Below are 13,137 nucleotides of genomic sequence, written 5' to 3'. Positions count from 1 at the left end.
CGCCAATCTTTATATCCTATTTGCCAAAACTTGTAATCAAGATAGCAAGCAGGTATAATAAGATTGTCGTCGTGGACAGCTCGCTGTTGCGTGTAGGTGCTCGGTCACCTGCTCGTGCCTATAGGTGTGTCAGCACCTATAGGACACGGCGACTTTACTTTTTAATTTCCACCTATTCCTAATAATAGTATCTTCTTACATCAATTGCAAGTAGATAAGGCAAAAAATATTAATTTGTTATCAGGACACTTCTATATCTCTTACAAGCTATAAAAGCAGCCGTTAGGCGGAGTTAATCCCCAACCGGCTGCTTTCGCGCATACTATGCTCAGAGTGACGCGGATGGGGTAAGGAGTTACGTTGAAAAACGATCGGCGATAGGGTAGGACACTCACTTTTTTACATATTTTTTTATCGCCAGTGTCCCTCCCATCACAACACCAAAAAATACAAATGTAGCGAAGTACATAATGCCTTTCATGATAATGCTCCAAAAAGATGGTAGCATAGCAAAGCTCTTCATGGCTTTTCCTTCATAATACGCAGCCAGTCCCTGACTGATTGGAATATTCTCTTTGTAATCTACAACTGCCCCAATTGAGAACCAAATTCCATAAACAATATGAAAAAGACAGCTTGCGAAAAAAAACAGCAATAAACGCCTTTTTAAGGGAAAGCTTACTGTTACCATTGCCCCCCAGATGGTTATTACAAGCATAAAAATTTGGAATCTACTTTGCTTTGCCGGATCAGAAAATACAATCACATCATTCCAAACATCTACTCTATGTAAAACGATGAGGAAGAACCCAACGGCAATAAACAGTACAATTTTTATTATTTCTCTCATTTTCATCATACCTTAGGCAGTGCGTCATAAATATTATAGCTGTACTCAACCTGGTTGCCGTATCTTTTTTCTCCTGTGGGATCGGTGATTTCCTTTAGCTTGTTAATGAGATTGTCAGTCTTGAATTGAAAGATTATTTATGTCTATAGCAATAGCGGAATGGCAGCGCACTAACAAATGATACAGAAGAACTATGCCCTTGTATCCTACTAGTCGACATTACTACTAATACTTCTTTTGCTTTTACATATCGCATACAGCGAAACTACCATCCATATTAAAGTAAAAATAACTGCTGGTAAACATATAAAAAAGCCAAAAACATTACCTTCCATTCCGTTAAGTAATAAGACGGGTAATATGACTCCGCCAACTGATAATGGAAACAAACTCCTACTTATTTCTCCAAAGCAGTCCATTATATTTTCTTTTCTTTTGATAAGCATTCTAAACATAACACATACCCCAAGATATAGATATCCAAAAATAACTAAGACAATTAATCCAAATAACGAAATCTGATGAATATTATCACCTAAATTATTAAAAGTTCCTGGCCCATGCCCAAATAACAATGTGAAAAATGCAATTGGATTACCAATACTCGCTATCAAGCTTTTGATATAAATCATTGTTCTGCCCTCCCCTGACATGATCCCTCTAAGGCATTGGAAAAACCCATAATTTGATTATAAATACAAATTACTTTCTCATATTCCTCATTACTCATAGTTTCACCCCAACCACTATCACTTGCATTTTCTATATCCTTCTTGTTAAAAACATCATTAATGTCCGGAATTTCGACACCACTAGATTGAACTATTTTAATACATTCTAACAAAAAGCTCAAAGGCTCATCTGATAAAGCACCATACATATCAACAATGCCAACTTCAATAGCACATTCAATAAGAAGATAAAAAACATCATAGATATCTTCTGATAAAATAGCCTTTATACTATCAGGAAGCGGATCTCCCCTTCCCGGTATTTCTAAACTACACCCCTCATTTTCCCACTTTACCAGGTTTTCTTTAATTAAAATTGAAAGAAGATGTTCTATCAGTTCTTTAATTCCCTGATGAAATATTTGCTTTTTGGCACAAAAACTAGCCAAACATAATGCTGCATATGCCTGTTTTTTTCGAATAGACATATGCCGTAATAAATTTATCATTTAAATCTTTCTCCTGGATTTGTACGGATTATAATTATTGGCCTAAATTTACTATATTTCCCTTTACCTTAATGTTATATAAATTTATTGCCAATGTTAACGATTGATTTAATTGTCTAATAATATCAAAAACAGGATCAAGGTTTTCGCTAATCCCTTCACAGAATAAATCAATATGAAATCTTAAAGTATTCCCCAATTGTTTTCCATAGGGGGTTTCAGGTGGAAGAGCAAAAGGTGTTAATTGAATTTTTTTACCTCCCCTCGCACAGTCACGTATAAACCACGCTATAAACTCTAATGCTTTTAATCCATCTGTAGATTTATCTATTACAAATCTAAACTGAGCCATTAGTTCAGTTGGCTTTCCACCTTCTGTTCTTAAAAGAGCAGCAATTGGTAAGTGTGCATACTCCACCGTTGAAAGGAGTTGAGAATCTACATCTGACAAATCACAAATTCCACTTTCAACATTAGAAATGCCGACTATATTATATATAGCATCTTGAAAATTCTGAATATCTATCGGATAATCCACTTAAACAATCTCCTTTTAGGACTAGGGGAAGTGGTACTGTCTTGTTGACTCAAATCAAGATAGCACCATCAACCCCTTGTCTTTTAACTAATCTCATTTTTCTTTGCTTGTCCAAATGTCGCAAAAACAATGAACAGAGAACCTTTTTTCTTAGGATGGGACTTGGGAACACCGACCACCATCACCACATCTTCATATCAGCAACATTGCCAGTTATATTCAACTTTAGAAAAATCCAGATTTCGCAGTTCTTCTTTTGCAATTAGAAACGTGCAGTTGCCAGTATCTCCAAACATAATTCCACATTCATCCTCTATATCCAATTGCAGAAGCATTACGTCACAAACCCCATCATCGTAATAAGCCGGAGCAATTTGCGTGAAATGTGGATACCCTCCAATTCTGCTGCCAGAAGCATAGCAAAGATCATAGAGTGCGTTCCATTGTTCTTCTGGTACGATATTATAGGGAAAATGTTCTATAAACTTTCCACACTCGGTACCTACTGGCATTTCACGATTAGAAAACTGCATTTTGCCGCTACGTTCAAAAGGTTCATATCCCTGGTAGTTCTTTTGATAAGGATTTTCCGTAATAAATCCATACTCGTCCCTATGATACTGCTGAAGATAGCGCACATAGCATCCTCCGTCGCTTCCATAACAATCATCATCGACAATATAGAACTGCAAAAGTCCTTTTGACGGAAAGTCAGGAAGATGCGGCATTTCTTCGAAATTAATTTGTGCCAAGAACATCATCGGCCTGCCCTTTTCATCAAGCGGATAGTCCTTCAAATCTTCTAAATAGGGGCAACCGCCCAGTTTGCTTTCCCAAGGCTTCGTACTTTGCGCTTTGAAAATAATTTCATTGCAGGGTTTATAAGTTGATAACAAAAACTCTTCGTGCTCTTTTAGAATTACGGGTATGTCCTTGCCTTCGTTCATAAACTTAGCCTCCATATCGTTGTGGTCTATAAATCAAAGACGTAACTTGAAATTTGCATTACTTCTTGCAGGACTAGGTACGGTGGTACTGTCTTACTTAGTTACTACATTTTGCTTACAAATAAGACTTTATACGCTTCATATCTGTAACCAAGTACGGGTTATCTTTTTTCATGTTTTCATAAAGTACACTTGCTTGTGTATGGTCCTCTTTCAGTACTTCCAGTTCCCTTTGTGTAATTCCAACAAATTGCATAAACTCTACTCTGCCGTGAACAGTATCAATTCCATTGCATTCAGTATCCTTTACAACAAAAAGTGCTGTAATGGCAGATTCAATACCAATATGAATCGATGTGCCGTTACCAGCAATAAATTGCATTGGTTCAAAGAACTTTTCCTTGGTATAGGTATATCGAGCAAGATTAGATAGCATATCTATCGCCCATTTACAATTCTCCACCGAATCCTCATTCAGTTTTATAGTCATTTCATAACCCCATCGGCTCCACTCACCACCAAACGCTTCTTCGTCTACGTAAAGTTCTGTCATTCCATAAGTCAATACATGCATGTAGCCATTTGATGATTGATAAATGCTATAGCCATCAACATATTCATCTCCGCCGAATATGGCACGGCTTGTCAATACAGCACCGAAATGTGCAGGTTCCTGATCAGGATATATTTTCTCAAACTCCTCGTCAATTGCATCCCATCCCGGTGCCCAATCTTCCTCTTCTGACGCACGCTTTTTATATTCGTCTAAAGTCATATGTGCCCCCATAACCTTGTTATTTGTTCAATAGCTGTCGAGTCAGGTTGATACATCCACATCATCCCAATCGTCATTCCCACTGCCGATGAGCCAGTTAAGGCATTTATGCCGCTCCATTACCACGCCGCCCTCTAGATTCCGCGGCATGGGGAGGCCCTTAATTCGAGCGTCCACACAGCCCCAATCCATCCGGTAGATCAGATCGGCTTCGTCCAGCAGTTCTTCATGGGTACGAAGGATAGAGGCTCCCACCAGCTTATCCATTGAGTCATATTGCCTAATAATCCGCACAGCAGCTCCCACATCGCAGATTTGGTCGGGGAAGGAGAGCTTGTCAATATGCCCCAGCGCCCACAACATGACATACAGGCATTCATACTGCCAGGAGAAGTGGATGCCCTCCTTTTGCTCCGGTGCATTGTTTTCCAGAAAAGCCTTCTCTTGGGGTGAAAAGGCTTCCCCGCAGCCGTAGGTTTCGATCACGCTATCACTGTAGGAGCGTGCCTCCAGGACATCCATGTTTTGGGTCATGAGCACCTCGGCGTGCAAGGACACTGCCAGTAAAGCGGCGGCACGCAGCGCCACTTCTTCCACACTGCGGAAATTTGCTTCCGCCTCGCCTTCAATAAGTGGCAGCCATCCGGTCACATAGATACCCTGTTGGCGTAGAAAGCTCACGCTGCAGTTGCGGCGCTCGACCCGCTCTAGCGGTGCGCCCTCAAAGAAATCCTGGGGAAGCTTCCGCTCCGCCGGAAAGAACCTTTCCACCTCGCTATCGCCCTTATCAGAAAGGACCAGCCGTAAATCCTTATCCAATAGGTGCGTTCCATCGCCGGTGAGCAGCAGGCCATCCAGACGTCGCAATATGTCCGCCATCCGGTTCAACATAACCTTCTCTTGGGTTACGTCATCATCCGCATAGACATGGTCCACGATCACCAAGGCACCGCTTGCATGAATCTGATACAGCACATTCAGCTTATGGTCGGTAAGATCCGTCTGCACACCATAAAAATGCTCCCAGACAGATTGAAGCTGCTGCTGAAAAAAGTCCTGCGCTTCCGCCATTTCTTTGGTAGTAACTGTGACCGATACATCCAATTTGCCGTTGCCCGCCCGAATGGAATTCCCGCCTCCTCTATTTTCCAGGCCAAAGACTTCGCAGAACGCCCCGATAACAGGCTCCAGTTCTTGCTCTATAAGCAGCAAATATAGTCTCTTTTCCATCCTTATTTCCTCCCCACGGGTGACTCTATGACACCCTCATGTACATTGACTTTGGTTCGCAGGCGATCAGGGTGGACAGTTGTTATAGTCCACCGAAACAGGCTGCCGTCTCGCTGCATAAAGCTCAAATTTTCTGCGTTCTTAACGCCGTTTACCGAAAATGCGCAGGAGATAAAGAAAGAGATTGATGAAGTCCAGATAGAGGTCAAGCGCACCAAATACGGCAAACTTGCCAACTGTCTCTTCATCATCCTCCAGGCTATAGGCCATTTTCTTAAGCTGCTGCATATCATAAGCGGTTAGCCCGACAAAGATCAACACACCGGCATACGTCAGCACCCACATCATGGCAGCACTTTTCAGAAACATATTAACCAGGGAAGCTAGGATAAGACCGATTAAAGCCATAAAGAGAATATTGCCCCACTTGCTTAAGTCGGCTTTGGTCAGATAGCCGTAGGCGGCTGTTGCGCCAAATGTGCCGGCGGTGATAAAAAAGACAGCAGCAATCGATTCATGCGTGTACACCATCAAGATGGACGCCAGCGTCAACCCGTTCAACGCCGAGTAGAGAAAAAAGAGGAAGCTGGCTGCTGTCGCGCTAAGAGACTCGATCCAATGGCTGATAGCAAATACGAGCCCCAAATTGGTCAATAGCAAGCCGTAGAAAACCATTTTATCGCCAAAAATCAATTTGAGCAGAGACGGCGAATGGGCGGTATAATAGGCAATAATGCCTGTTACTAAAAGACCGAAGGTCATCCAGCTGTAAACCTGCCGGAAAAAACCTTGCGCAATCGCCGTGTTTTTGCTGTTATCCGCATACAGATTCGTGGGTGGAATAGGCTGCTCAGGGCGGCGCATGGGTTCATCTGTGGAAGATGTATTTTTCATCATTGTAAACAACTCCTATCTGTTAAAAGTAAAATTGCTCCAGGTAATTCAGCTGCTGCTGTAAGATTGCTGCCGCCAAAATTTTGTTGTTCTTGGGTGAGAACCATGTTTTCCATCGTAAACTTTTTCCACTGATTATTTCTTTGGTTTTATAAAATTCCCTTTAAAATGGATTTATGTAATAATTGTTCCTTTTTTGTAAATATTTGCAATTCTTATTAACCTGATTGTGCTAGTCCAGCTTTCGGCTGACAATCCCTTACTAATATTTAACTAAATTCCAGTTCTTCTGTTCTTCTATGCAGTTAAGACTGTCCTTAGAATAACAGAAGTCAACGGATTTTTGTCCGTTGACCTCTGTTATTTAGAAAGAGATGTTGTCCTATTCTGTCCCCTGTAACCCTTTGTAAGATATATAACTAACTCACCCAAAAATCATAATTGCCCAGCTCTCCTGGCAAACTTTACGTCTTCAATTGCCTAACTTAAAAAGTATCGAAATTATACGATATATTATGTAGACAATTCTTCTAGCTGAAGTGATACTTTGCGACAAAGAGTTAACGACAAGTCGCGAGAGAATCTGGGGCCGCTTACTGGCACAAGTTCTGGCCGTTTTTCATATGAGTTACAGTATAATGATATCAGTGTTTATCGGAAATGGGGGATACGCAATGTTCTGCAAGAAACAATCCTCGCCTAAAGAAGAAACTGTGCAAAACACCGATTCGACGGAAAGCATTCTCCGTCAGGATCTTAGTGAAAAAGCCAGCCATTCCGGCGTATACATGATGTGGCTGCTATTCCGGGAAAAGGTTCCCATGCCGTCTGCCGCTACCCTTTTGGAGAAGCTTCAGACCCGCTTCGGTGCCGTAGACGTAGTCTCCGGCAAAGGCGGCATTGCCTCCTTTGCCCTGACCAACCACCCAGTCACCTATGCGGACGGTCAACAGGTGCCCTCCCAAGTGATGCTGACCGAGTGTACTCCTGTGAAGGAGCCTTTGGGTGACACAATTGCCCGCACCCAGTTCTGGGACTGCCCCAACGGCGTAGAACTGCTGGATTCCTGCCACTGGCAGGTAATGGCCTCCGACTTTTTGGCGAGAGGGCTTCCGCCACTGGAGCGGGCGGACATCCTGGCCGACTGGCTGGAAATCGTCCTTGAACTCTATCCCCATTGTGTGGCGGTCTATTTTGCCCCCAGCGGAAAGCTGCTGACTACCGAGAGTGTCCGTGAAAATCCCTATTCCGGACCGTTACGTTTTTTTCACGGCGGAGTCAATGTACGGTTTTTCAATATTCAGGGTACCACTGACATGCTGGTGGACAGCCTGGGCATGTACGCCCTTGGTCTACCGGATGTACAGTACCACTTCCACGGTCTCGACCCCAATGAAGTAGTACTGCATGCCTACAATACAGCGTTGTATCAGTTTGAAAACGATGCACCCATTGAATCCGGGCATACCATTGGCGGCATCGAACCGGAATCCAAATGGCGGTGCCAATACGAGCGCGCTCTGATCCAGCCTGATCGGGATGTGCTGGATATTGCAGCCGGTGAATACGCCTCCGGTAACCGGGAATAGGCCAGACCTTGGACAAAATCCGCCGCCTATCTCCTTAACTTTTTCATCCTATTAAAAATAATGGAGACTACCAGTGGAATTGCTATATAAATAATCCCAAGCGTACCAAGGCATAGGATCGCACTATCCATAAATTCTTTGTTTCCAGAGTCAGTTGACACTGCAAATAAAAACAAGGCCATAAAAGGATAAAAGATATACCCGATCCCAACTGCAATTTCAAAATAACCGAAGATAATTTTCGATACTATTAAACCAACTAAAAACCAACAAATAACAACTGTATAATTGAAGTTAGTAAACACTTGCTGTCCTCCCGAAAGTTATCGACACACAACTAAAGACATCATATGGTTAAGGAGTTCATCATACCTTAGGCAGATTTTCCGCCTCCAGGGCGGCTTCGTTGCAACCATCGTCCCCTGTAAGATAGAGTCGTTCTATAATGGAACCAATACATTTTTTGAGTTAATTAGACATTTTTACTACATATTTCTTTTATATACATTAATTCCCTTTGAAAATAATATCTTCTTTTGCATAAAAAATGCTTCCCACTTATCCTGCTCCTAATAAAAATGAGACAATTTATATTGATAGCCCCAAAAAAGCCAAAACTAAAACGGGACAAGAAATCTGTCCCGCCATCATATAAATTTAATAATCCAAGATTAACACTAGCTGGCTTTGAGTGAGTCAAAGCATATCCCAAATAAGTGACTTTATTACCACAAAGTATTCACGAAAATAGTAATATATCTTCCAGTCGATTGTACTTGGTGCGCAAATCCCAATAGTAAAAGGAATTCCCGCCCGCCAAGCCAATAATTTGGCTCTAAACATATGAAAGTCGCTTGTTATAATGAGAATGTTATCTTGATCTAAATCCACTTTACGTTCTAAGATTTTTTTTGAAAATAACATATTTTCATATGTATTAGTAGACTTGTCCTCAATAATGATTTGGTTCACATCAACGCCGTTAGAGACTAAGTAACGCTTCATGGCCTCAGCCTCTGATATGGATTCATCGCGGCCTTGGCCGCCTGATACAATAATATTCGTATCAGGGTATGTTTTAAGATACTTAAGACATGTATCCAAACGGTTTCGCAAAGTTGGAGACACTTGATCCCCTTGTAACCCTGAACCTAAAACAATAATACATTTTACTCGGTAATTTTCTTTAAGGTCATCGGAATGCCATATCAAGCCTTCTATGATTAAGAATGAACATAATAGCGTGGTAAAAATGATTTTGGCAGTAGATCCTTTTAACTTCATCACTTTTATTATGTTACTCTTTAAGTACCATAATACTATTCCAATTAACGATGCTAGTACTGTCAGTATTACGATAAATGATACACCCAATAATCCAGTCCATAGACTCTGTCCTTGTTCAAAGCTAAAGAACCAACATGTCTTCTCAAAATAGTGGTACATTATGCAAGCAATAGCACCAACGGTTAATCCCGTTATCATATTTTTCTTAAATATTTCACTAGGCTTATTCTCATTGAATAACACACTGCACACATATATAGAAATATTTAACAAATATGTGTAATACCAATCAAATGTCATAGCTGTAGTAAAATTATTTACTATACTAATCAAGAACGATATCACCACTATTACAGCAATATATACAAAAAAAAGAGACTTATTTGTTCCAATCAATCAGTTCATCCCTTCATACCGCTATGAGGTCAGTGCGTCATAGATATTATAGCTGTACTCGACCTGGTTGCCGTTGCGGTCGGTGTAGAGTTTCAGCCGGCCCTCGGTGTCGTAGAGGACAGTATCTTTTTCTCCTATGGGATCGGTGATTTCCTTTAGCTTGTTAATGAGATTGTCAGTCTTGAATTGAAAGATTATTTGTGTCTATGGCAATAGCGGAATGGCGGCGCAATAATTAATAACTTTGCCCCTTCAGGATCATCAATATAAGAATCCATAAAACCTAATGCGCTCCAAAAGTTACAGCTATACTTTTCCATGATAATTTTCATTGTTAGACCTTCCACGTTAAAGTTAGACGATATTGTACGATCAACTAGATAAACATCCAATACGGGTTGCAATTTTTTACTAATTTTATTGAACCTATTGAGTTTTATTGTTATATCATCTTCTTCGTAACCATCTTCAAGAAGCATCTTTCTTACAACTTCTTTATCAAAGGTAAGCACGGCCTTCGTTTCTTTTTCCTTGGCATTATCCTGTATTTTTTGCTCGTTATCTGTTGGCGCGGACTCGCAGACAACAGGTACGGAGTTAAGCATATATACAGCCAGCAGCAGTATGATACCTGTATTTTTGAACATATCTACTCCTCCGTTTAGTCGTTTTTCTATGTTATTTATTTAGAACACTTGAGTTAACAAAAAAGCAGTGGCGTTGTATGTCTTTAAACCATGCAATACCACTGTTTTTTGTATTTCCGTAAAGATTTAATTTTACTCCATGGCATTTGTTATCATTTATATAAACAATATAGCATCAAGAATTAAGTTTTATAAATCATTTGTCCCGTACTTATCTATTACACTTGAAATTCCTGGCCCGCCACCTATTCCTCCTAATTCCCCCATACTAGAACCTTTATCAGCTTTTACCTGAGGTACTCTGTCTGCTTTCTGCCTTAAAACCAAAGCAAATTCACCAACACCTGCAGTATCAGTATATCTTTCATTATAATCAACAACAAAAGCATTAGGGAAATCTATTTTCCTAAAGATTGCACCACTAGTTTCTACCTCTACAGTCACATCACGATACGCATCTGCACTTTGCGCTGGAACTAACGCCCAGTTAAACAAACCCAAGGTATCACTACTACCAGACCCTGGTGACAAAAGTTTTCCTGTTACCCACATGGTAGCAGCAACATCAGTGGACTTAGCCTTCGAATCGCTTGGCGTGCTTACATCCACATGCACATGGGTAATAACTTCTTTACCATAACTTAAAGAATCTTGTCCTTTAACAATTAATTTAAATCCCATTAGAAAAACCTCCCTTTAAATTGTATCCTTAGCCGCTTGTCTAAACTATCACATTATTTTAACCTATCAAAATACATTCGCATCTTAATATAACCTTTCTTAGCCCCCAAAGTTATAAACATTATAGCAATGCAATAAAGAAAAGGTATTATCAGTAATGCAATGTCCCTAGGTGCAAATCCACTAGACATTTTATAAATCTCTAAAGCTTTAAGAAAAAAAGGTATACTCTCTGTTATTGGAATACGGGCATACTCTACCATGTCATAGATTATAGGCCAAATAGCAACATTAATTCCTGAGAAAACAGTTAAATTGAAAAAGAGTATTAGCCGTTCTATAAGAGATAAACGCAGAGTTGCAATAACACATAAAATAATATGGCATATTAGAAAAACATAAATTCGCGTATCTATGGATGGATCACGCATAATAATTGAACCAGTCGAAAATTCCACTTTGAGTATAACTATCAGAAAGGTACCCACTATAGTAAATAGAGTTATCCTGCCTAGACTTATCATCCACATCTTTTTATTTAGCATATATTATCACTATCAGAGTTTGACCATGTATTAGGGTATTTTGTTACTGTTACTAAAATGGAATCATTACTTTTCATGATTAAGGGAAAAAGTTCTACATCATTGTCTCCAACATCTATGCAGCCTGCTGAGCCGAAGCTTGAACCCCCATGTAAAAAGAAATCTTGTCGTGGGCCGTCGTAGCCACTAACATCAGTACCTGGATTGGGATGTAATGGCACCCTATATTTACCCCAATCCCCAAAATAACTCCATATTATGCTTCTCCCATATATTCCAACAGAGACTTCCTTAGGATATAAAGTATATTTACCCGATGGAATTGGTCCACTATTGTTATGCTTAGGATCTGTATTTCCCACTCTTCCTGTTGTCGCATTATAATAATAACTCTTTCCATCTTCATCATTAAATGTCAAAATTCCCTTATTCAATCTTAATTCTCTCCCCATTATACTCCTCCTTTAGCGTACTATTTCTAAAGCGCGGCAGATTAAGAAATTATACTAAAACAGTTCTTAAATATACTGCTAATTGTAATTCTGCATTATAAAAAAACATAAACCGAAGATCTAACTCTCAAGTATTTTGATCTCGCTTACAAAATACCATTTTGTAAGCACTCCAACTGTTTCCTCCTACTATTTTTGATAATTTAATCCACACAAGCATACACTCTTTTGGAGTATTTACACATCTTTACTATATATTTCTTTTATATACATTAATTCCCTTTGAAAATTTTATCTTCTTTTTTCCTATAATTTCGCACAAAAAAGTCCCACTCATCAGGTGGGACTCAGGGACAGTGAACCATATTGGATTACGCGGATAGAGATAATTTGCCGCTTTATAATGCAGTGAGTCGCATCAACTTTTGTAGTAACTTGGATACTACATCTAAAATTACCAATAACTCATAACATAGCCTAGGACGATGACGGCTATGTATATATATCCTTACTTTTTCAAGGTCTATAATTTTCAATTATTTTTTTTGCTTGAATATATTTATCTGCCATTTCAATATTTCCATCTTTTTTACATATCTCAATTTCAAAATCTAATGCTCCAAGCATTTCGTCTTTGCTTATTATTTTATAATTTCTTTCGAGTTCTTCATCACCTGGATAATTTACAGGAAATGTCCAATCAAGATAATATTCATTTTCCTTTGTTATGCCATAAATAATTACTTCTATTGGCCCTACACAACATTTACTTATAATTTCTCTGTTTCCATCTTCATTTGGTTCAAAATTAGGATCTCTATAGAAAAATTCTCCCATTATAAGCCTCCTATAATAATATATTTCTATGCTTTACTTATTTCCTATCATACGTATTCTATTTACCAATTTTATATGTATGATAATAATCATCATATAAACCAGTGCAATCACCGGACTAGGAGTACCATCCTATATTATTCTATAAGACACTACCTCCGTCCCTTGTCTTCTGGTTGTCCCGCTCAATTTAAAGCTCTTTAATTAGCTGGTCTAGTAAGATAAGCGTAGTCGTTATATAACGGAACCAATATATTTTTTGGGTTAATTAGCATTTTTACTATATATT

The 13,137-nt window shown here is 39.4% G+C and carries 16 protein-coding genes; 1 reads left to right on the top strand and 15 read right to left on the bottom strand.

The features are described from left to right. Positions 1–391: 391 nt before the first annotated feature. The 8 genes from SRRS_RS06015 to SRRS_RS05980 all read right to left on the bottom strand — a co-directional run bounded on the left by SRRS_RS06015 (position 392) and on the right by SRRS_RS05980 (position 6,417). Entirely contained in the window at positions 392–850 is a 459-nt protein-coding gene (locus tag SRRS_RS06015) for a hypothetical protein (RefSeq protein ID WP_371367122.1), read from the bottom strand. 209 nt (positions 851–1,059) lie between these two features. Further along, positions 1,060–1,482 (bottom strand): hypothetical protein, encoded by a 423-nt coding sequence (locus SRRS_RS06010; protein WP_371367120.1) that lies wholly within the window; start codon positions 1,480–1,482, stop codon positions 1,060–1,062. Beyond that, positions 1,479–2,030, bottom strand: a complete 552-nt coding sequence (locus tag SRRS_RS06005; RefSeq protein ID WP_371367119.1) for a hypothetical protein — start codon at positions 2,028–2,030, stop codon at positions 1,479–1,481. The genes SRRS_RS06010 and SRRS_RS06005 overlap by 4 nt, the downstream gene beginning before the upstream one ends. A 34-nt stretch (positions 2,031–2,064) precedes the next feature. Next, a complete protein-coding gene (locus tag SRRS_RS06000) occupies positions 2,065–2,568 on the bottom strand; it encodes a hypothetical protein (RefSeq protein ID WP_371367117.1) in 504 nt (167 codons plus the stop codon). A gap of 197 nt (positions 2,569–2,765) precedes the next feature. After that, positions 2,766–3,515 (bottom strand): YwqG family protein, encoded by a 750-nt coding sequence (locus SRRS_RS05995; protein WP_371367115.1) that lies wholly within the window; start codon positions 3,513–3,515, stop codon positions 2,766–2,768. A 115-nt stretch (positions 3,516–3,630) separates the two neighbouring features. Next, positions 3,631–4,290, bottom strand: coding sequence for a suppressor of fused domain protein (locus SRRS_RS05990; protein WP_371367113.1), 660 nt, complete (start codon positions 4,288–4,290; stop codon positions 3,631–3,633). Positions 4,291–4,332: 42 nt separating this feature from the next. After that, positions 4,333–5,520 (bottom strand): DUF4272 domain-containing protein, encoded by a 1,188-nt coding sequence (locus SRRS_RS05985; RefSeq protein ID WP_371367111.1) that lies wholly within the window; start codon positions 5,518–5,520, stop codon positions 4,333–4,335. 141 nt (positions 5,521–5,661) lie between these two features. Beyond that, complete coding sequence (locus tag SRRS_RS05980; RefSeq protein ID WP_371367109.1) at positions 5,662–6,417, bottom strand: Bax inhibitor-1/YccA family protein; 756 nt, start codon at positions 6,415–6,417, stop codon at positions 5,662–5,664. A gap of 671 nt (positions 6,418–7,088) precedes the next feature. Between SRRS_RS05980 and SRRS_RS05975 the strand changes: the two genes are divergently transcribed. After that, positions 7,089–8,003: a DUF4261 domain-containing protein gene (locus SRRS_RS05975; protein WP_371367107.1), complete on the top strand. Its 915-nt coding sequence runs from the start codon at positions 7,089–7,091 to the stop codon at positions 8,001–8,003. 26 nt (positions 8,004–8,029) lie between these two features. Here SRRS_RS05975 and SRRS_RS05970 read toward each other — a convergent pair whose 3' ends face one another. From SRRS_RS05970 to SRRS_RS05940, 7 genes are all read right to left on the bottom strand, one after another. Beyond that, positions 8,030–8,308, bottom strand: coding sequence for a hypothetical protein (locus tag SRRS_RS05970; protein WP_371367105.1), 279 nt, complete (start codon positions 8,306–8,308; stop codon positions 8,030–8,032). A 391-nt stretch (positions 8,309–8,699) separates the two neighbouring features. Further along, positions 8,700–9,623, bottom strand: coding sequence for a YdcF family protein (locus tag SRRS_RS05965; protein ID WP_371367104.1), 924 nt, complete (start codon positions 9,621–9,623; stop codon positions 8,700–8,702). Between the two features lie 84 nt (positions 9,624–9,707). Further along, a complete protein-coding gene (locus SRRS_RS05960) occupies positions 9,708–9,824 on the bottom strand; it encodes a hypothetical protein (RefSeq protein WP_371369735.1) in 117 nt (38 codons plus the stop codon). A 56-nt stretch (positions 9,825–9,880) separates the two neighbouring features. After that, positions 9,881–10,333, bottom strand: a complete 453-nt coding sequence (locus tag SRRS_RS05955) for a hypothetical protein (protein ID WP_371367102.1) — start codon at positions 10,331–10,333, stop codon at positions 9,881–9,883. Between the two features lie 189 nt (positions 10,334–10,522). After that, complete coding sequence (locus tag SRRS_RS05950) at positions 10,523–11,014, bottom strand: membrane-associated protease 1 (protein ID WP_371367100.1); 492 nt, start codon at positions 11,012–11,014, stop codon at positions 10,523–10,525. 538 nt (positions 11,015–11,552) lie between these two features. Continuing rightward, positions 11,553–12,011: a L,D-transpeptidase family protein gene (locus SRRS_RS05945; RefSeq protein WP_371367099.1), complete on the bottom strand. Its 459-nt coding sequence runs from the start codon at positions 12,009–12,011 to the stop codon at positions 11,553–11,555. Positions 12,012–12,527: 516 nt separating this feature from the next. Then, entirely contained in the window at positions 12,528–12,848 is a 321-nt protein-coding gene (locus SRRS_RS05940; RefSeq protein WP_371367097.1) for a hypothetical protein, read from the bottom strand. Positions 12,849–13,137: the final 289 nt, after the last annotated feature.

The organism is Sporomusa rhizae (genome assembly GCF_041428845.1).
Classification (GTDB): domain Bacteria; phylum Bacillota; class Negativicutes; order Sporomusales; family Sporomusaceae; genus Sporomusa; species Sporomusa rhizae.
Note: the sequence above shows the minus strand (reverse complement) of the source record. Positions and strands in the feature narration are given on the sequence as shown.